This is a genomic window from Trichocoleus sp. DQ-A3, assembly GCF_039961975.1.
In the GTDB taxonomy this organism is placed as follows: Bacteria; Cyanobacteriota; Cyanobacteriia; order Cyanobacteriales; family FACHB-T130; genus FACHB-T130.
The window spans coordinates 12,041-30,550 of record NZ_JAMPKC010000037.1 but is presented as its reverse complement, the minus strand read 5'-3'; the positions used below and the strand labels follow the sequence as shown (position 1 = coordinate 30,550).

The following is an 18,510-nucleotide window of genomic DNA, read 5'->3' as shown; positions in this document are numbered from 1 at the left end:
AAACTGTAATGTCATTCCAATGGAGATTAAGTCAATGAGCGAGAATATCAATCTTTTCTCAACTGTTCAGCTGGGTTCTTTAGAACTTCCCAATCGAATCGTGATGGCTCCCTTAACCCGGATGCGTGCGGGAGCGGGAAATGTTCCTAGAGCGATGAATGCGACTTATTATGCACAACGGGCATCGGCGGGGTTAATTATCGCAGAAGCCACTCAAGTATCGCCTCAAGGACAGGGATATGCGAATACCCCAGGCATTCACTCAGCAGAACAGGTGGCAGGATGGCAACTGGTGACAGATGCAGTTCATGCTCGTGGGGGGCGGATTTTCTTACAGTTGTGGCACGTTGGGCGGATTTCTCACCCATTACTGCAACCAGGAGGAGAACTGCCAGTAGCGCCCAGCGCGATCGCACCAGAAGGTGAAGCAATCACTCTTGAAGGGCCAAAACCCTTCGTCACGCCTCGTGCCCTAGAAACTGAAGAGATTCCAGGAATCGTCGAACAATACCGCAAAGGGGCAGAAAATGCCTTAGCTGCTGGATTTGACGGGGTTGAAATTCATAGTGCCAACGGTTATCTCCTTGACCAGTTTCTTGAGGATGGGACGAACAAACGAACCGACCAATATGGCGGTTCAATTGAGAACCGCGCCCGACTTTTGATGGAAGTGACTGAAGCAGTCGTCAGTGTTTGGGGTGGACAACGGGTAGGAATTCGCCTCTCCCCAAGCGGTACTTTCAACAGTATGTCTGACTCCAATCCATCTGCTTTGTTCAGTTATGTAGCCGATTCACTCAACCGTTTCAACCTCGCTTATCTCCACATCGTTGAGCCAAGAACCGATGGCAATACTAGCCTCGATAACTCTACAGGAGGCTTGTTTACCGAATACTTCCGTCCTATCTTCAAAGGGACTTTAATCGCCGCAGGAGGATATGACCGCGACTTAGGGAATGCTGTTTTGGCTTCTGGCAATGCAGATTTGGTGGCTTATGGAAGACTGTATATTGCTAATCCAGATTTACCAGAACGTTTTGCACTCAATACTTCCCTAAATAAGCCAGATCGCTCCACCTTTTATGGTGGCGATGAGAAGGGATATATCGACTATCCAAGCCTTGAATTACAGACGGCTTGAGTTGATTTGTTTCCTCACAGAGAACCTCCTCCCCACCCCCTTTCCTTTAAAGAGCTACGGTCTACACACAAGTGACTTGTTTTGCTCATCAAAGCGCTCCCAGACCTGACAAGAACAGCCCCTTCCCTATAAAGGAAGGGGAGCCATATTCAAAGCCCCGCTCCGTTCACGGAGAGGGGTTTGGGGTGAGGTTCCGAGTGTATATTGCACTCACGTGAGAACCCATATAGTACAAAGAGAAGTAAAGTTTATTTCTGTCTTTAATTCTCGTTCATAGATTAACCGCATAGGAAGGTTATGAAGGAACTGTCAGCGGCACACCATTGTCTTTTGGTGCCATTTGCAATAAAAATGGCACCGCTTTTTTAACCCAATCTTTCACCGCTGTGTAAGCAGCCGCTTCTTCTCCAAAACAAGTCTCTAACATATCGGTATGAATAATGCCTGGGTTGAGGGGAATCGCCGCCATTCCCGAAGGTAATTCTTGAGCCAACGACTGAGTTAATCCTTCAATTGCCCACTTGGAAGCACAGTAAGGTGCAAATTCAGGCGAGGTGGAGCGACCCCAAGTTGAACTCAAGTTGACAATGATGCCATTGTTCTTTTTAATCATAGCTGGAACAAAGGAGCGGATTACATTCACGACTCCTTTAATATTGACATCAATGAGTCGAGAAAATTCCGTGCTATCAACTTTCCAAAGCGGGGCGGGTTGATTGATTAATGCGGCATTATTAATTAATAAATCAGGGGATGAGTATTTATTTTAAAAGTTGCTCAGCCCAGGCTTTCACTTGATGTTCATCCGCAACATCTACGCTGGTAAAATGATGGGGCGTTCCAATTTTTCGCTCAAGTTTCTGTGTTGCTTCTGTGGAACGGGCGCACCCACAAACTGTATGACCTTGCTCAATAAATTTTTCAGTCATAGCAAGACCGAGACCCCGACTTACCCCTGTAATTACAATCAGTTTTTTCATGAGTTAGACTAATTTAGGATTTTAGATTTGGGATTTTTGAAGGGTCTGGCGGGAAGAAGCCATGAATCGCATTTCTACAACCCAAAATTTAATTGCCAGCTAAGGGTGAATTGTGCCATCAGGCATGATTGCTTTTTGGAGTATCGTCCGCGTCAGGTTAACGCCGGTGAGGTTAGCGCCGGTAAGATTCGCCGCAGTGAGGTTAGCGCCGGTGAGATTAGCACCCCTCAAGTTCGCTTTGTTCAAATTAGCGCCGGAGAGGTTCGATTTGCTGAGGTTAGTCCATCTGAAATCAGCCTGAGTCAGGTTCGCTTCGCTCAAGTTAGACCTAAAGAGATAAGCACCATTGAAGTGAGCCTCGATTAAGTTTGCTTTGTGTAGGTCAGCTTTGTAAAGGTAAGCTCCTAGTAGTTCAGCGTCGTAAAGATTAGCATTACTGAGATCGACGGCTATTAGGTTCGCTGCCATCAAGTTAGCTTCGCTGAGGTTCGTTCTAGCCAGCTTTGCTGCACCGAGATCGGCTTTGTGAAGATTAGCGCTTCTGAGATCGGTGCCGATCAGGTTCGCGTTAGTTAGATTCGCTCTTCTTAGGTTAGCTCCTCTGAGGTCAGCCCCGATCAGGTTCGCATCGCCCAGATCGGCATCGCTGAGGTTGGCTTTGCTGAGGTTCGCAATGCTGAGGTTCGCTTCACTCAGGTTTGCCTCCATTAGGGAAGCGGAGTGGAGATTTGCATCGCTGAGGGTAGCATGGCTGAGGTTAGCGGCGATGAGTAAACTATTGCCCAGATCCGCCCTTCTCAGGTTAGCGCCTGTGAGGATTGCGCCTCTGAGGTTGACCCCTCTGAGGTTGGCTTCGCTCAAATCAGGTTCTATTTGTCGGTTTTTTCTTCTCCACTCAATCCATTTCACTGCACCGTTCTGAAGTAGTGCAAGATGCTCTAGATTTGCCATTTGGATTTCCTTTGCTTAACCCACCAGTGCTAACGCATTGACTTTAATCTGAAGTGGCTTTCTTTGAAAGCAAGCGATCGCCCATTTGTAAAGAGCGATCGCATTCCCCTTCTCTCCCTCGTCATCCCCATCCTTTCGCTATTCTTGACGCCAACTAGCAGGATTTTCACGACCAGGCACGCCTTCTAGCGCCACCAACGCCGCCGCAGAACCCGCCAGAATATCCTGTTCTGCTCCGCCCAAATAGAGGCGTCCGAAGCTTCCCACAGCTTGCACTTCCAAGATGTTAATTGCCGCCGCTTTCTCCGCCGCATTCGCCGCCAGTGCTGCATAAGCGGCAGGTTGAACTTCTAATACATAAAGCGTTTGTCCTGCCAGAAGTAGCTGTCCTCGCCGCGTGCGATTGATCAACTGCGTTTGGTGAGCATCAATGTTGCGGATAATCTGGCTAGAAACGACGTGCGGCTTGAGACATTCATTTCGATGCACTCCCAGCGCCTCCAAAATGGCTTTACCCGCCGCCCGCGTCTCCCCTTGGCGGCTGGAATGCACTTCTAGTAGCCCGTATAGTCGTTCGACCACCTGCACCCCTGGACGTACAGAGGCAGCTTTGAGGGCAACATCAGTAATCCGGTTAATTTCAATGCCCGGTGAGATTTCAATCCACAGCGACGTATCTCCTGGCAATGGCAAGAACCCTAGTGCTACCGTCCCCATGTAAGCTGCGTGCTGAGGCTGCAAGCTGTCTAGAAATACGTAACTGCGTAGTTCTATGCCCAAGGTAATTAACTCCGGAAGTTAGAAAAAAGGAATCGGGTGCAACATCTGAGTTTACCGCGATCTCAGATCGCCAGAAGCTGCATCTGGTCAGCCAATAAGAGAAGCGATCGCTTCCCGCCGAAGGACTCTCCCATTTAGGGATTTGAAGACTCACGCAACCAGGGTTCTACCTATTTATAGACAATCGGGTTCTACCCCTTTATAGACACAACCACCCAGACAGGCGCGTTAGCTTAATTCACATAAGTTAACAATAAAAGAATACACCTTTAAGTTATGATGCCTAACCTGTTTGAAGCAACCAAAGAATATTGGCGCAAATTAGATCAGTTAGAAGCTGCCTATGAAAAGGGCGAAGTCTCGATTGAAGAGGTAGATGCTAAAGTTCAATTGCTGATGGCTGAACTCGGACGAGAACGCCGTGCAGCATTTACCTATGTTTTTTATGGCTTGCGCCGTCTTTGGGATGAGCAACGGGAAACCATTGTTGGGGTGGCAATTCTCGGAGTTCTCGCGGTTTTCCTTCAAATTGAATACACCTAAAATTCCTAAATCGGGTCTGATACTCAGGGATGGCGTGGGTTGTTCTGGATGAATCCCGATCGGGGATTGTAAAGATGACCGACGCTTCGGAAACCTGGAATGTGTTGGGTGTGTCACGTTACAAAAGAGCGATCGCCCAGAGACCAGCTTAATATTGTAGCCGCCGAGCGATTTTCCCCCGTCTGGGCGCTCATCACCCATAATGTAAAGATTTTTATCAAGCGCGTGTCAGTTGATCAAGTGTCACGTACTAGAGTATTAGCTCGATTGAACAAGCGATATTCTTTAGTTGTGTGAGGAGCAAGTTTAGAAGAAAAAGCGTCTGGGGTCGAAACACGGCAAGACTCCCAGGCGCTTTTTCATATCCGTCAAAATCCTTCAACAACGAACTACAGCCCAGATTCATGGCTTATCTTGTCTCCAGAAACGACACATTTGGACTGATAAGCAGGTAGCCAATACTTTGAGATAGGGAATGGATGGGGCTTTTGACCCAACCCCTAACTCCTCTGCAATGCCCAGAGGAACTGTAAAGATGGCTCCGGCTCGCGTTCCTGTGCAGGGAACGGGTTGGGGGTTAGGTTTGCCTGAGCCAAAAAATATTGGATTAGATGATTTATTACATTTTGTTTATTCCGAGATGCAGATACGCTGCTGAGTGATGAGCGTCTAGAGTAACCAGTATCAGCACACTTCTTGAGATTAAGCACTATGACAGACGAGCCACGCCTAGAGGAGCAGGCCCTCTCCCAGGCTGTCGAAATGGGGTTATCTAGCCAGATGGATAGCGTAGAGAACATCAATGTAGATGTCCGAACCGATTTGCTGAAGATGGCTCAAGGAAAGGCTAATTCAGTTTCGGTTGAAGGTCGGGGTCTGGCGATTCAGAAAGATATTCGCGTGCAGGAAATGGAATTGCACGCCGATAATATTGCGATCAATCTCTTTGACGCGATATTCGGTCAGATTAAGCTGAACCATCCGCTAGACGCGACTGCCCGTGTTGTCCTCACCGAACAAGATATCAACCGCGCTTTAAACTCAGACTACATCCGCAGCAAGTTTCAAAGCATGGAGTTGAATGCAGATGGTCAACTCGTGACCTTGGAACCGCAAGAACTGGAAATGCATCTGCCGGGTGAGGGCAAGATGGAATTCAGTGGAAAAATGCTACTGCATGACGTGGATAAGGCTCGACAAGTCGGTTTCGCCGCCGTAGTGCGTCCGCGCACTTCTTCAACGCCAATCTTGTTGGAGGGGTTTAGCTGTAATCCTGGACAAGGCATTTCACTGGAACTCACAATCGCCTTGATGGAGAAGTTAGGAGAACTGGCAAACTTGCCCTATTTTGACCTCCAAGGGATGGCGATCCGCATTAAGGAGATGGATGTACAACAGGGTAGTTTAACCCTTTATACCGAAGCCTACATCAAGCAAATTCCCGATCAATGATCGAGGATGAAGGGCACGATAGCGAAGCGCTGCTGCTTTCAGCAGATCGCATCCATCAAGCGGTTCTCCCTTCAACCCATTAGCGTACCGTAGGCTTAGCCCCGACAAAACCGCGATAACCCCAGCTTCTAGGAGGAAACCATGACAGAGTTTCAAGATTTTTTAAAGCACAAATTTGCCTATGTTGCGATTGGAGAATTCAAACCTGGCAAATTTGATGAGGCTGAGCAACTCTATGAAAAAGCTGTGTCAACCTACACGCACGGCTTTAAGGGGTCGTACTTACTGCAAGAACCGGGGACTGACCGAGGAATCGCTATTATTCTTTGGGAGAGTGTCGAAGATATGCAAGCCAATCAAAGCGAGGCATACCAAGCCATCTTAAATCAGATGAATCCTTTGTTTGAGGAAGCGCCGACCACTGCTTTCTATGAAATCGTCAGTGAAATTCAGCCTACAAATGCAAGTGGTGAATCCCCATCCATATAATCAACCCGAAAAAGCGATCGCTCTATCCGGTCGGAGACATTTGAGTCATTTGATGTCAAAGGCTTTCTCGCGGGCACTCCTGACTCCAACTTGATGGCGAGATCGATGAGGAATTGCACATGACCAATGGTTGAAGCAAGGCCAGCTTCGTTTACAGGACACCCAAACCGGGGGAAGGATTCTTGGGGATGTTGCCAACGCAACCATAGCTTTCCATCAATCACTTTTGTGCTAATTGACCAGCCTTTATATTGGCTGGGAACTTCTTTAACGTCAGTATCAAGGACGTTGGATGTTACTGAGGGTTGGGGTTGACTCGGTGGGATCATCATTAGGGCACGGGAACTTAATGCCCTAAATATCGGTGAAAATACTATGGCGAATCGTGATTCAACCCGCAAGCAAAAGTGATTGTTTAAAAAGATTTAGGTGACAGAACTTTGGAACCCCTCGTGATGCACCTCGGATGGTGAGTGTGAGGTGCATCACATTCGCAAGCAGGAGAGCGGTTTGGTAGAATTCAGCGGGTGGCGTCGCCATGTCAAAATCTACGGCTAGCGATCGCTTGAAACGTGCAAGTATTGAAAAGCGTATCCACGCAACCGGCTCAACACCCCCCGATTTGTTGACGCACCTTACTCAACCCGTACCAGGTTTTTTCGCCCACAATTCCGTCTGCTAATAGACCACTACGCAGTTGAAAGGATCTCACAGCAGCTTCAGTGTGGGGTCCGAAGATTCCATTCACTTGTTCATCAAAATCACCAGATAAAGACAGTACACTCTGAAGCGTGATGACTATCTCACCTTTAGCGCCTCGTTTCAGCACTGGCATATTTACGGGAGCGCCGATGTAGAGAGCCTGCCAGGTCATTTGACCCACGACGCCATCTTCTTTGAGAAACATCCAATTTTGAAAAACAAGAACGGCTAATTCGACTTCTTCATTAAAGTTTCCGTTGATAGCTCCGTTATAAGCAAACCTTTTAGTTAATAGTTGTTGTAATTCTTTTACTGCGGCTCCAGAGTTCCCTATTTGCAGTACGGGCTTATTGAGTTGAGCTGGTTTGACTGATGTTTGAGTTGATTCTTTAGCAAGCATGGCTTAAGTCTCTTTGAATTCCTGTGTTTGACTATTCCAAACTAACCAAAGCGTTCTCCCTTCCACCTCGCACGCTCAGTTCATGCAACTGGATATTGCAATATCCCGCTTGTTGATCACCCATTAGCAGGAGGCGATAAAAACTACTGAGTGGCTTCTTGATTCGCTCCCAGGAACCAGAGACAGCTTGGTCGAGAAGGTTTGTCCCAACTTAAGTTGGCAGTCTTATGATGGGTTTATGGCGCGTCAAGACATCGACTTGCGTCGAGTTGGGAAGTGGGATTTTTGCTTTTTATGATTCGTGGCAGCAGTTTTGGTTATTCTTGTCAGGCGTGACCTATGACAGTAGCAAGAGCAAATCTGCTCTTGAGGTGCGATCGCATCCACAGCTAAACCGATGAAGGTAATTCAGCAAACTTTTACATTACTCACCCTGCGAGAACGCCCAGTTGGCATTTGGATGCTGAGTAGTTTTACCGCTGTTTTAGGGCTTCTCGTGTTTATTTCTTCCAATTGGCCGATTGATTTTTTTGGATTGTTCTGCATTTTTTGCGCTAACTTGATGATGTTTGGAAGTCCGGTGAAGACTTGCCGATTTGATAAACATCTCAATCGAGTAATTCTCAAACAAAAAGGCTGGCTGGGAACTCAAGTAACGGGTTATTCAATTGACAAGATTACGGACGTTCAAGTAGAAGAATCTAACTTAGGAGGAATTCGCTTTTACCGGCTTACTCTGACGCTTTTATCAGGACAGCGATTTTATTTAACTCCGATTCCTAGCACTGACTGGCAATTACAACAAAGTTTGGCTAGCTACATCCAGCAATTTCTCAGCCATTAAAGTGGCGGTAAAAACGCTATGAGCGACTCTTTTGGGTAGACGCGATCGCGTGTCTTCAAAGCGAGGCGTTCGCCTACCCCTGACAAGTCTGTGCTATTTACCAATCCACCTCATCCGCATCAATCCGTTGGAGCTGGGAATGATGAGGAAAATCATACCAGCCATCATCGGTTGTGTAGCCTATGCGATCGCCCGCCTCGTATTTCACCACGACTCCTTCCGTACAAAAGTCCAAGCGCCTGACTCGACACCCAACCGGAAACTGCTCAACCAGTTTGGGTGAGATGCAGGGTTTGAGAGCGACCGCGCTAGTGTTCACCATTTTCAGACCTCGGCGCGAAGAGTGCAGCCACGAGCAATGCTAGTTTGAGTGTAGCCCCTTCACTCCACTACTGCTAGTGTTGCTAATTCTAGTAAAGTGTGTTTAACCCTACCAGTGGGGCTGGGATCAACTAAAGGAAAGGTAGAGGATCGTTGCGGGACGCTGATTTCACAAGCTTTTCCGGGGAAAAACGGTATCAAATTAAACAATCTGCGGGGTAGGTAATTGGCGAGCGCAGCATTGCTATGTAGTTGTCACCCTGATGTCACATTTGCATGAGTAAACTTTATGTAGGCATAGGGTAATTGCTTCTGACATATCCATCAGTTAAAGAACGATGTCCTCTCAGCAGAAGGAATGAGAGGGCATTTTTTTATGGATAGCGATCGCGACTGGGATTGGCAACGATACCCGGGTTGGGAAAGCTAGTCCTCGGCTACCAAACAAGCAAAGCGCTAGACCAGTTGCTCTTTGGCATTCCTGCCCAGTCTCGACTAATTTGGTCGAAGAGTATCATCTGCACCTCTGATAATGGAGGAACTGGTAGTCATAGCCCGAACCGCAAGGAGAGCTAAACATCCAGGGTTCGCTGGTCAAGAAGTGCTGCATTCTGGCAACAAAAACAGGTTGGGACTGGTGTGTATGTTTTACAAAATTCTCGTGGCAATGGATAGCTCTGAAATTGGCAAGCAAGTCTTTGATGAAGCCGTATCCTTAGCGAAAGCGTTCCATGCCAGTCTGATGCTATTGCACGTCCTATCTGCGAATGAAGAGGGCAGTCCGGGGATTCCTGGGATGCCGGGTCTGGATTACTATCCTTGGCGACGCGATGATGTCCCAAGCGACTATCGACAGCAGTGGGATGCATTTGAAAGTCAATACTTGGCGCTACTGCGATCGCGTGCAGATGAAGCAACGAAGGCAGGAATTAGTACCGAATTCACCCAAAACCTTGGCAGCAGGGGTGAAAACATCTGTGACTTAGCTGAAACTTGGAGCGCCGATCTCATCGTAATGGGACGTCGGGGTCGTTCTGGGATTGGTGAGTTAGTTCTCGGTAGTGTCAGCAATTACGTCCTCCATCATGCCCCCTGCTCGGTTCTGGTTGTCCATCGTTGAGTTTGTAAATAGCACGGTTCGGTTGTTTTAGAGGAACGAGGGCAAGACGAGCAACAGCGATCGCAGCATTGCTATTCACTTGTCATACTCCTGTCACATTACCGACTTATGCTTGTTTTTAAGAAGTATGGTGAAAACCCTTCTCACACCCATCAGTTAGACGATGCCCTTTCAGCGGAAGAGATGAGAGGGCATTTTTTTTACTGAGCGATCGCGTAAGTGAATGTCACTCATTTGAGCTAGCTCAAATAAGGTTCGCTCAAAAAAGCGACTGGAAACTCACCTTGAACAATCGCTATACATAAATCTATCTACCACTCAAGAACTGCTTACTCATCAGTGAGATTCTGCCTTCTTTATAGAAGGCTTTTTTGTGAAATTGCGATTCATCCCAATGAGCGTAGGACACGGCATTGCCATTGGGACATGGCAATGCATCTGGATTCATCTTGGCATCTCGTAGCGGCGAGGCATTGGGTAATAATTCCTCCCCGACTAAAAAATTGGCTGAGTTTGTCAGTTCATCTGAAAATGCCCCGGAAACAGCTCAATTTGTAAAGCATAGTGGTAAGAAATCACTGAAATACTTATCTTTTTCGCACAATGATGAGTAAGACACACTGCCGTAGGAATCGGTAAAACCAGAAGCCGGGAAGCGATCGCTGTAAAACCATGCCAAATCAAGGAGGCGGACATGGCATCCCGTTATGGATTGGTTGATAGGAGTCAATTAAACTGGCTCATTCTTTATCGTCTAGGGATGATTGCCTGTGCGCCACTCGCTGCCGAGTTGATTGGCAGTGCATTTAATATCTGGTACAACCTGACCCAGATTCAATCGCTGCTGACTCCCGCGCAGAATAGAGTCTTTGTCAATACTCTGTTGGTTTACAACGTTGTCGTCTACCCAGTCGCTCTGTCCCTCTGGGTGCAGCTCGTGCTGTCGCTACAACGACCTTTACAGCAGATCCTGCACCAGCAAACCTTAAGAGCCGAGCATCTGATTAAAGCCAGACAACTCGCGATTAATCTGCCGTGGTGGGGAATGCTTCTGGCGGGAATCGGTTGGCTGTTGTGCATTCCCGTATTTCTACTCGCCCTGCATTATGCTCCGGGAACGCTCGACCGGCGCGTATTCTTGCACCTGTCGATTTCGGTGATCGTTGCAGCGCTGATTGCCATCCCTCAAGGTTTTTTTATCGTTGAGCTGTTTACCCAGCGACTGTTGTACCCGTTGCTGTTTCAAGAAGCTCACCCGGCGGAAACACCGGGGGCTTTCCCCCTCTCGCTGCGGCAACGAGGACTCGTGTGGGCAATATCTGCTGGGGTATGTCCGATTGCTTCGCTATTACTTTTAAGCTTGACCGCTAGTTCATCCGCAACGCCCGATCCCTGGTTTACCATCGCCGTCGGGGTGTTGGGTATGGTCTTCGGGTTTAGCAGTGCTTTGATGGTCGGTCAATTAGTCGTTGAACCCGTAGAGGAGCTACAACAGGCGGCTCGGATGGTAGCATCTGGGAACCTTAATATCCACATTAAATTGCTGCGAGCCGATGAATTTGGCCCTTTAATTGATGATTTTAACGACATGATTGAGGAGTTGCGAGACAAACAACGCTTGCAAGAAACCTTTGGTCGTCATGTCGGTCAAACCGCTGCCCAACAGATTCTCCAGCGCGATCCCAGCTTGGGCGGCGTCGAGCAGGAATTAACAATTATGTTTGCCGATATCCGCAACTTTACAGCCCGGAGTGCGGTTTCCTCTCCCCAGCAAGTCGTGGCGATGCTGAACTTGTTCCTGACTGAAATGGTAAAAATTGTTGAGCAGGAACATGGGGGAATGGTAAACAAATTCTTAGGGGATGGATTTATGGCGCTGTTTGGCGTCGGAGATGATCCCCACAATCATGCTACCAAGGCTGTTGCAGCGGCTCAAAAAATGCTCGCCAGCCTGCAATCGATTAATAGCGACTTAGCAAAACAGGGACAAGCTCCTTTAGCAATGGGAATTGGCATTCATACGGGATCTGTGGTGTTAGGCAGTATCGGCTCACCCCAGCGATTGGAGTACACTGCGATCGGAGATCCGGTGAACGTCGCCTCGCGGATCGAATCTTTGACCAAAGAACTTGGAACACCGTTGCTGCTGAGTGCGGCGACTCATCAGCAATTACCCTCGACGATTTCGACTCAAGAATTGCCTCCCCAGCAGGTAAAGGGGCAACCCCACCCGATTATTGTGTATTGCCTAAAGGAATAGTCGGTATTCATGGCGGCAATTCTCATTTGGGTGCAGTACGGTTGAACCCCACCCCTGCCCCTCCCCGTAAACGAGGAGGGGTTGAATATTCTCCCCTCTCCGTGGAGGTCGAGGGGTTGGGGTGAGGTTCCGAAATTTATTGCGCTGGTGCGCTCTGTTGGGTAACGGCACCGGAAAAAACTACGATTTTACAAGGGTTTCAGGAGTTGGGTCTGTGAATTAGACATCCACGCTTTAGCTGTTTAATCGGCTGGTTCGTGGTACGGTTTTAGATCCGTTGATGTCTCAAGAGTTTTATACTCCTCCAAATGCATCCACCCAGCCTAAACCCCAAACACTTTCAGGAATTAGCCTTAGACAGCGGTATTGACCGCGATCTGGCTTTGCTCAACTTCATCTCATTGGAAGGAGACGCCTTTTATGAGTATTTGTTGATCTCCAATCGCATTCCCCGGACGAATACTGGGATGGTGAGCAGTTGGTGGCTGCATCGCTATGCTCATGGGGCGAAAGGAGGCTGGTGGTGTTCGGGACTCGATCCCCTTAACGATTGGCGGTTGATGGAGTGGGGGTGTTATAAGCCGAACCATCCCAGACCAGATAAAAAGGGTAAACTCATCAAGTACGAGCATCCGCCCTGCACGCCGACACGGATTTTTTGTCTGAGAGTGCCGCTTCATATCTGGCAGCAGACGGCATCGCGCTACGGCGTCCCCATGCCAGAGAAGATTGCGATCGCTCAAAACGGAGAAGCGCTGGGATTTTGGCAGTGGGTGCTAGAGATGAAAATCCCGACGATCCTTTGCGAGGGAGCCAAAAAAGCAGCGGCTTTGTTAACCCAAGGATATGCTGCGATCGCTTTACCGGGCATTACTAGCGGCTACCGCGTCACCAAAGACTTTCAAGGCAATGTTCTTAGCCGACAATTAATTCCAGACCTTCTGGCGTTCACGCGACTCAAACGCACTTTTTTTATCTGCTTTGACTACGAAACTCAACCCAAGACCATCAAAGCAGTCAATCAAGCGCAAACTCAACTGGGCGAACTGTTAGAGGAACAAAAGTGCCCGGTCAAAATTATCCGGCTTCCCGGATTACAAAAAGGCGTTGATGATTTTATAGTCGCCCAAGGCGCTGCCGCCTTCCAGACAGTCTATGAAGCCAGCCTCAACTTAGAAACTGACCTGGCCAAAAGCAAACCCCACACCGAGTTAACCTATTCCCCCGCACTCACCCTCAACCGGCGCTACCTGGAAAAATTGCCTTTTCCCACCTCTGGATTAGTCGGAATCAAGTCTGCGAAAGGAACCGGGAAAACCACTGCGCTGGTATCGCTGATTCAACAAGCGAAAAATAGAGGCGATCGCGTCCTGCTACTCACCCATAGAATCCAACTAGGGCAGTTCTTGTGCGAAAAAATTGGAGTGAACTGGATTAATCACCGCACACTCGAAAAACGGGATAAAAACCCGGATAACTTATTACCCATTGCCCCATCTTTAGGACTCTGTATTGATTCCATTTGGAAGCTGAACCCAGAACATTGGCAAGGCGCGATCGTGATTCTGGATGAAGTTGAGCAATCCTTATGGCATCTCCTCAACAGCGACACTTGTAAAGACAAGCGAATCAAGATACTAAGAGTCTTCCAGCAGCTAATTTCCACCGTCCTGCAAACTGGTGGTTTGGTTATCGCCCAAGATGCTGACTTATCAGACCTTTCCTTAGACTACCTGAAGGGACTCGCAGGAATTAAAATTGAGCCGTGGGTTGTATTGAATGAGTGGAAGCCTGATGGCTGGGATGTCACCTTCCACAACACCCCAAACCCTACTCTGCTAATTCAACAGTTGGAACTCGATCTGATAGCCGGACGGAAGTGTTATGTCACAACCGATAGTCGTTCCGGTCGTTACAGTTCAGAAACCATCGATCGCTACATCAAACAACGCCTAGAACAGTTCCTTCGACAATACCCCAAGACCTTAGTCGTCAGTTCTCAAACAACCAGCACTCCTGGTCATGAGGCGGTCAATTTTGTTGAAAGCATCAACCAAAAAGCCTTAGACTATGACGCAGTTTTTGTGACTCCTAGCCTTGGTACGGGAGTCAGCATTGACGTGGAACATTTCGACCGGGTTTATGGAATTTTTCAAGGCGTAATCCCAGACTCGGAAGCACGACAAGCATTAGCCAGAGTTCGTCAGAGCGTGCCGCGAATTGTTTGGTGTGCCAAACGAGGCATTGGCATGATTGGCAGTGGTAGTAAGAATTATCGGGTACTGTCTCACTGGTACCAGGAAAATCAGAAAGAAAACCTAGCTTTGATGAGTCCGCTTCATCCAGTTGATGTTGATTTGCCTTTAGTTTATGACTTAATTCACCTCAGAAGTTGGGCAAAATTTGCAGCCAGAGTAAATGCTTCGATTACTCTGTACCGTCAATCGATGTTAGAAGGATTAATCGCTGAAGGACATCAGGTAAATGTCATGAGCGATGCTCCCCCTCACGAGCGTCTCAGAGAGCTACGGATGGCGCTTTTAGCAGCAGCTCCTCGCGATTGGGAAACTTCTAAGAAGCTGGTTCGAGAAATTGTTAAAATTCAACAAGAATTTGAAGTGCGCCGCAAAAAGACTAAATCTATCAAGCATCAAATTGTCAAAATTCGGAATCAAATTGAATTACAAGCAGCGAGTGCAGTTGCGAATTCTCCAGACATTGAGCGCAGAGAATATGAGCGTCTGTTAACCAAGCGTTCTTTGACAGATGAGGAGCGAAATCAAGTGCAGAAATACATCTTGAAACAGCGCTATGGGGTAGAAGTGACTCCTCAATTAAAGTTACGGGACGATCGGGGATATTATTCACAGTTGTTGGTTCACTACTATTTGACTCACGAAAGCGAGTATTTTCAACTACAAGATCAACAAGAATGGCATCAGCAGTTGGAAAGAGGCGAGGGTAAAGTTTTCCTGCCAGATTTGAATACTTACACTTTGAAAATAGAGGCACTTAGAGCATTAGGAGTGCTGCAATTTATCCATCCGGAGCGTGAATTTAAAGAAACTGATTTAGACTTAGTTGAACTCAAAGCGACCGCACTCCGGTGTAGCAAACACATTAAACGTGCTATCGGAATCAGCATTCCGATGGAAACTGAAAAAGAGCGCCTAAGTTGCATAAAAGTGCTTAGCAAGGTTTTGAATTTACTCGGATTAAAGCTAAGGTCATTTAAAAGAAAAGAAAATGGATATAAAAATCAAATAAAAGTTTATAGAATTGACTCAAAAACTCTTGATGATGGCAGGAACGAAATCTTTGAAGCGTGGCGTTACAGGGAAGGCTTGATAGGGGAGAGTGTTTCCAACCAGAGAGTTTTCACCTTGAAGTCTGAAAGATGTACTACCCCATGCAAACCAGCGCTATTTCATTCCCAGCGATAAACGGATGAACGGGGAGCAACACCGATGCAACAACCAGCAATTTTAAGAGTTTTTGTATTTAAAGTTACAAATTTAGTTCATACAGAATTCAGCCTTAAGTGCAAGTAAGACATTCTATAGGGATGAAGCTGTAAGTTAAAGGCTGCCCTTAAATGTAAAACAGGGAACAAACGACAGGGAATATTACCTGTAGGGAATTCCAACCACTAGACACAGCGATCGCAATCGGGTCAATAGCCAAACCCGGCTTTAGCTGAGCAAGCTCCCTAAGCAGTCTTTCTTTACGCTGCTAGGTGCTTAGGCTTACTTAGGCTAACGCAGGGATGAGTGCGATTGTTTCACAAAGCCGTTTGCGCGATCGCATTTACATACATCTAACCAGAATTTAGAAATAGGCACGTATGACAATAAGCATAATTGTTCATGGTGGAGCAAAAACCATTACAGAGGGCAAGGTTGAAGCCAATCATGCAGGCTGCTTGGCAGCAGTAGAAGCAGGTTGGACAGTGCTTCGCAGTGGAGGCAGTGCTGGAGAAGCCGTTGAGGCAGCCATCCGTGTTCTCGAAACTGACCAGACGTTTAACGCCGGATTTGGTGCAACTCTCAACAGTGAAGGAGAGGTAGAGCTAGACGCGGCGATGATGGAGGGCGATCGATTGGGTTGGGGAGCGGTAGCAGCAGTTCAAGGAGTGCGTCATCCAATCTCGGTGGCACACAAGATTATGGATGAAAAAGCCCGGTTCCTAGTAGCGCGGAGCGGCGAACGCTTCGCTGCTGAACACGAGATGGAGATGTGTGCAAAAGAAGACCTGATCAGTGAGGAGCAGCGACAGGAGTGGGAAGAGGAGCAAGAAGTTATCGATCGCCCCAACACCGTCGGTTGTGTGGCTCTAGATGCTAACGGCACCATAGTTGCCGGAACCTCCACTGGGGGCACTACAGGTCAACCACAAGGTCGCGTTGGCGACACAGCCCTGGTTGGTTGCGGCTTATACGCTGATAACCACTTGGGCGGTTGCTCAACGACGGGTGATGGCGAGTCAATTATCCCAGTGGTTCTTGCCAAGACAGCGATTGATTTTTTGGCTGGAGACACCCATCCAGAGGAAGCAGCACAGAAGGCGATTGACACTCTTGTCTCTAAGGTTGAAGGAGAGGCTGGCTGCATCCTGATAGACCGTCAGGGACGTATTGGGTGGTCGTACAACTCGTCTGACATGGCGGTAGCTTATATGACCGCAGAAATGGACAAACCAGTGGCGTTTATCAAGAAAGAAGAAGAAAACAACTCAAAAGTAGCATCCTTTGAGCCACATACAGAACAGATGCAGACGACTCACTCACCAGCCGCATAATCGAGTTGGCTACCCATTTAAGACGGGATGGAACCCCACCCCAACCTTTGTGAGATGCTAGCAGTTCAGATACCCGACTTCTTGGAGAAGTCGGGTATCTCGTATTCAGTTCAGCTCAGATTGAGGCGGTGATGCAAGTAGCTAGAAAAGCTCAAATTGCTGAATGATAACAATTCATTCATTCTCTAAGCAAAAGTTGTGTGGGCATTTTATCAGCTTTGCTTATCTTCCCATTTCTCCTGAAGTGAATACTCCCTAGGAAGATGATAGAAAAATTGGTTTATTGAGAGAATACTGATTGTTTGCTGTGCAGCCTGCTTTTGCTTCATAGGGGTAATTTTTTATGAACTCAACATACGACTTTCAATACTTTCAGGGGAATTCTCTTTCCGATCTGTTTGCTCAAGACATCACAGATGGGCGGTATGCATTTATCCTAAATTACCCGGCGACTGCGACTTGGGCTGCTTACCCTAACAATAAAAAATACTATATTCAAGACGGTAGTAGTGAAGCCACCAAAACTTCCTTCGATAAAATTTGCCAGAAGGAACCTTGGAAAAATCTAGCGGTGTTAGGCGATCTCCTTCCAGGAGTTATCATCAGTTCGCCAGAAGACGCGCTGATTGACTATTGGCGGGAACATTTTGGTTTCAGCTACAAAAACATAGAGAGGATAGACTGCTCAACTTATCTGGATGAACTCAGCCAGATAGATACTCCGGAAGAATCTCAAAGCGATCGCTTTGACAAACTCATCACTCTATTTCCCTTCGATCATCTCAAACCAGAAAAACACGCTGTTCATCCGGATACTCACTACCGCTTGCTTAGCAAAGTAGCGCTAGCCGATCTGGGAATACAATGTCCAAAATATAAAACCTACAATCTGCACCAAATTAGCCTGGAAGACATTCAGCTACCACAATTCCCATACTTGATCAAAACCTCCCACGGACTCTCAGGCGAAGGTACTTATATTATCAAAAGCGCCAGCGAGTTAAACTACTGCTTGCACGAATTAAGGAAATACCTAGAGATTAAGTTCGTGGATACGATTATTGTTTCGGAATTTGTCAAGAATGAAGTGCAGAACTACTGCGTGCAGTTCTATGTCAGCAAGACAGGAGAGATTACGCTGATTGGCACTACAACCCAACTTGTCACTCCAGAAGGCAATTATTTAGGAGGACTCATTCACTACCGAGAAACCGACATGAGCAAGTTCTTTGAGATGATTGCTGCGGTTGGTAAGTATGCTCATCAACAGGGGTATTTCGGCGTGATTGGCTTTGATGTATTGGAAGATAAAGACGGACAACTCTATGCAATCGATGCCAATTTTCGAGTGAATGGATCGACTCCACTCTGCTTACAGCGTCATACTTTGCTGGGACTGGGAAAAGAAGTCGCTAAGTATTCTAGCGATTATCGGATGGATGGGACATTAGAGTCCATTATTGCCACGTTGAAACCAGAATTGGAGCGTAAGGATTTTACGATATTGTCGGCTTTGGAGAAGGTTAAATACGGGAAAATCTACACCGAAATTTATGGGATAGTTGCTGGAGAAACGACCGAAGAAATGCAACAGATCGAGCAGAGTTTACAACATAAAGGATTACACATACTCAGTTAGAGGTTACTGGAGAGCTGGTTTAAATATCGGATATTAACTGTTGAATTTTTGTCAATAGTTATACTCTATCTATTCATATCCCCAACTTCT

General features: G+C 47.3%; 19 protein-coding genes and 1 pseudogene. 13 read left to right on the top strand and 7 right to left on the bottom strand.

Annotation, left to right across the window (positions count from 1 at the left end):
- Positions 1–34: 34 nt before the first annotated feature.
- On the top strand, positions 35–1,141 hold the full coding sequence (locus NDI44_RS26510) for an alkene reductase (protein WP_190414556.1): 1,107 nt from the start codon (positions 35–37) through the stop codon (positions 1,139–1,141).
- Positions 1,142–1,436: 295 nt separating this feature from the next.
- Here the strand turns inward: NDI44_RS26510 and NDI44_RS26505 are convergent.
- From NDI44_RS26505 to NDI44_RS26495, 3 genes and pseudogenes are all read right to left on the bottom strand, one after another.
- Positions 1,437–2,121, bottom strand: a pseudogene (locus NDI44_RS26505) (SDR family oxidoreductase).
- Between the two features lie 99 nt (positions 2,122–2,220).
- Positions 2,221–3,072: a pentapeptide repeat-containing protein gene (locus tag NDI44_RS26500; protein WP_190414555.1), complete on the bottom strand. Its 852-nt coding sequence runs from the start codon at positions 3,070–3,072 to the stop codon at positions 2,221–2,223.
- A gap of 138 nt (positions 3,073–3,210) precedes the next feature.
- Positions 3,211–3,852, bottom strand: a complete 642-nt coding sequence (locus NDI44_RS26495) for a hypothetical protein (protein ID WP_190414554.1) — start codon at positions 3,850–3,852, stop codon at positions 3,211–3,213.
- A 276-nt stretch (positions 3,853–4,128) separates the two neighbouring features.
- Between NDI44_RS26495 and NDI44_RS26490 the strand changes: the two genes are divergently transcribed.
- The 5 genes from NDI44_RS26490 (at position 4,129) to NDI44_RS26470 (ending at position 6,336) form a co-directional block, all read left to right on the top strand.
- Positions 4,129–4,395, top strand: a complete 267-nt coding sequence (locus tag NDI44_RS26490) for a hypothetical protein (protein ID WP_190414553.1) — start codon at positions 4,129–4,131, stop codon at positions 4,393–4,395.
- 29 nt (positions 4,396–4,424) lie between these two features.
- Positions 4,425–4,547, top strand: coding sequence for a hypothetical protein (locus NDI44_RS26485; RefSeq protein WP_277877640.1), 123 nt, complete (start codon positions 4,425–4,427; stop codon positions 4,545–4,547).
- A gap of 323 nt (positions 4,548–4,870) precedes the next feature.
- A complete protein-coding gene (locus NDI44_RS26480) occupies positions 4,871–5,053 on the top strand; it encodes a hypothetical protein (RefSeq protein ID WP_190414552.1) in 183 nt (60 codons plus the stop codon).
- 53 nt (positions 5,054–5,106) lie between these two features.
- On the top strand, positions 5,107–5,847 hold the full coding sequence (locus tag NDI44_RS26475) for a DUF2993 domain-containing protein (protein ID WP_190414551.1): 741 nt from the start codon (positions 5,107–5,109) through the stop codon (positions 5,845–5,847).
- A gap of 141 nt (positions 5,848–5,988) precedes the next feature.
- Positions 5,989–6,336, top strand: a complete 348-nt coding sequence (locus tag NDI44_RS26470) for an antibiotic biosynthesis monooxygenase (RefSeq protein WP_190414550.1) — start codon at positions 5,989–5,991, stop codon at positions 6,334–6,336.
- Here the strand turns inward: NDI44_RS26470 and NDI44_RS26465 are convergent.
- Complete coding sequence (locus NDI44_RS26465; RefSeq protein ID WP_190414549.1) at positions 6,297–6,668, bottom strand: hypothetical protein; 372 nt, start codon at positions 6,666–6,668, stop codon at positions 6,297–6,299. The genes NDI44_RS26470 and NDI44_RS26465 overlap by 40 nt on opposite strands.
- 275 nt (positions 6,669–6,943) lie before the next feature.
- The gene (locus NDI44_RS26460) at positions 6,944–7,438 is read right to left on the bottom strand and encodes a peptidoglycan-binding protein (protein ID WP_190414548.1); all 495 of its coding nucleotides are present in this window, start codon (positions 7,436–7,438) and stop codon (positions 6,944–6,946) included.
- 227 nt (positions 7,439–7,665) lie between these two features.
- On the opposite strand from NDI44_RS26460, the gene NDI44_RS26455 reads away from it, so the two are divergent.
- Together NDI44_RS26455 and NDI44_RS26450 are read left to right on the top strand one after the other, a co-directional pair.
- On the top strand, positions 7,666–7,839 hold the full coding sequence (locus tag NDI44_RS26455) for a hypothetical protein (RefSeq protein WP_190414547.1): 174 nt from the start codon (positions 7,666–7,668) through the stop codon (positions 7,837–7,839).
- Complete coding sequence (locus NDI44_RS26450; protein ID WP_190414546.1) at positions 7,836–8,282, top strand: hypothetical protein; 447 nt, start codon at positions 7,836–7,838, stop codon at positions 8,280–8,282. Before NDI44_RS26455 ends, NDI44_RS26450 begins: the two co-directional genes overlap by 4 nt.
- Positions 8,283–8,379: 97 nt before the next feature.
- Here the strand turns inward: NDI44_RS26450 and NDI44_RS26445 are convergent, their stop codons facing one another.
- Entirely contained in the window at positions 8,380–8,604 is a 225-nt protein-coding gene (locus NDI44_RS26445; protein ID WP_190414545.1) for a hypothetical protein, read from the bottom strand.
- Positions 8,605–9,135: 531 nt separating this feature from the next.
- Between NDI44_RS26445 and NDI44_RS26440 the strand changes: the two genes are divergently transcribed.
- On the top strand, positions 9,136–9,723 hold the full coding sequence (locus tag NDI44_RS26440) for a universal stress protein (RefSeq protein WP_242037134.1): 588 nt from the start codon (positions 9,136–9,138) through the stop codon (positions 9,721–9,723).
- Positions 9,724–10,239: 516 nt separating this feature from the next.
- Here NDI44_RS26440 and NDI44_RS26435 read toward each other — a convergent pair.
- Complete coding sequence (locus NDI44_RS26435) at positions 10,240–10,419, bottom strand: hypothetical protein (RefSeq protein WP_190414544.1); 180 nt, start codon at positions 10,417–10,419, stop codon at positions 10,240–10,242.
- Here NDI44_RS26435 and NDI44_RS26430 point away from each other — a divergent pair.
- The 4 genes from NDI44_RS26430 to NDI44_RS26415 all read left to right on the top strand — a co-directional run bounded on the left by NDI44_RS26430 (position 10,418) and on the right by NDI44_RS26415 (position 18,420).
- Positions 10,418–11,983, top strand: coding sequence for an adenylate/guanylate cyclase domain-containing protein (locus tag NDI44_RS26430; RefSeq protein WP_242037133.1), 1,566 nt, complete (start codon positions 10,418–10,420; stop codon positions 11,981–11,983). The two genes, NDI44_RS26435 and NDI44_RS26430, sit on opposite strands and share 2 nt — an antisense overlap.
- A 308-nt stretch (positions 11,984–12,291) precedes the next feature.
- Positions 12,292–15,426: a plasmid replication protein, CyRepA1 family gene (locus tag NDI44_RS26425; RefSeq protein ID WP_190414543.1), complete on the top strand. Its 3,135-nt coding sequence runs from the start codon at positions 12,292–12,294 to the stop codon at positions 15,424–15,426.
- Positions 15,427–15,827: 401 nt separating this feature from the next.
- Entirely contained in the window at positions 15,828–16,781 is a 954-nt protein-coding gene (locus NDI44_RS26420; protein WP_190414542.1) for an isoaspartyl peptidase/L-asparaginase family protein, read from the top strand.
- A 343-nt stretch (positions 16,782–17,124) separates the two neighbouring features.
- Positions 17,125–18,420 carry an ATP-grasp domain-containing protein gene (locus NDI44_RS26415; RefSeq protein WP_190414541.1) on the top strand — a complete coding sequence of 432 codons (1,296 nt, stop codon included), beginning with the start codon at positions 17,125–17,127 and terminating at the stop codon, positions 18,418–18,420.
- Positions 18,421–18,510: the final 90 nt, after the last annotated feature.

Bases quoted from the DNA above. Each gene is read 5' to 3' on its own strand.
- NDI44_RS26510 (WP_190414556.1), top strand. From the start codon at position 35: ATGAGCGAGAATATCAATCTTTTCTCAACTGTTCAGCTGGGTTCTTTA.
- NDI44_RS26500 (WP_190414555.1), bottom strand. From the start codon at position 3,072: ATGGCAAATCTAGAGCATCTTGCACTACTTCAGAACGGTGCAGTGAAA.
- NDI44_RS26490 (WP_190414553.1), top strand. From the start codon at position 4,129: ATGATGCCTAACCTGTTTGAAGCAACCAAAGAATATTGGCGCAAATTA.
- NDI44_RS26485 (WP_277877640.1), top strand. From the start codon at position 4,425: ATGGCGTGGGTTGTTCTGGATGAATCCCGATCGGGGATTGTAAAGATG.
- NDI44_RS26480 (WP_190414552.1), top strand. From the start codon at position 4,871: ATGGATGGGGCTTTTGACCCAACCCCTAACTCCTCTGCAATGCCCAGA.
- NDI44_RS26475 (WP_190414551.1), top strand. From the start codon at position 5,107: ATGACAGACGAGCCACGCCTAGAGGAGCAGGCCCTCTCCCAGGCTGTC.
- NDI44_RS26470 (WP_190414550.1), top strand. From the start codon at position 5,989: ATGACAGAGTTTCAAGATTTTTTAAAGCACAAATTTGCCTATGTTGCG.
- NDI44_RS26465 (WP_190414549.1), bottom strand. From the start codon at position 6,668: ATGATGATCCCACCGAGTCAACCCCAACCCTCAGTAACATCCAACGTC.
- NDI44_RS26460 (WP_190414548.1), bottom strand. From the start codon at position 7,438: ATGCTTGCTAAAGAATCAACTCAAACATCAGTCAAACCAGCTCAACTC.
- NDI44_RS26455 (WP_190414547.1), top strand. From the start codon at position 7,666: ATGATGGGTTTATGGCGCGTCAAGACATCGACTTGCGTCGAGTTGGGA.
- NDI44_RS26450 (WP_190414546.1), top strand. From the start codon at position 7,836: ATGAAGGTAATTCAGCAAACTTTTACATTACTCACCCTGCGAGAACGC.
- NDI44_RS26445 (WP_190414545.1), bottom strand. From the start codon at position 8,604: ATGGTGAACACTAGCGCGGTCGCTCTCAAACCCTGCATCTCACCCAAA.
- NDI44_RS26440 (WP_242037134.1), top strand. From the start codon at position 9,136: ATGGAGGAACTGGTAGTCATAGCCCGAACCGCAAGGAGAGCTAAACAT.
- NDI44_RS26430 (WP_242037133.1), top strand. From the start codon at position 10,418: ATGGCATCCCGTTATGGATTGGTTGATAGGAGTCAATTAAACTGGCTC.
- NDI44_RS26435 (WP_190414544.1), bottom strand. From the start codon at position 10,419: ATGTCCGCCTCCTTGATTTGGCATGGTTTTACAGCGATCGCTTCCCGG.
- NDI44_RS26425 (WP_190414543.1), top strand. From the start codon at position 12,292: ATGCATCCACCCAGCCTAAACCCCAAACACTTTCAGGAATTAGCCTTA.
- NDI44_RS26420 (WP_190414542.1), top strand. From the start codon at position 15,828: ATGACAATAAGCATAATTGTTCATGGTGGAGCAAAAACCATTACAGAG.
- NDI44_RS26415 (WP_190414541.1), top strand. From the start codon at position 17,125: ATGAACTCAACATACGACTTTCAATACTTTCAGGGGAATTCTCTTTCC.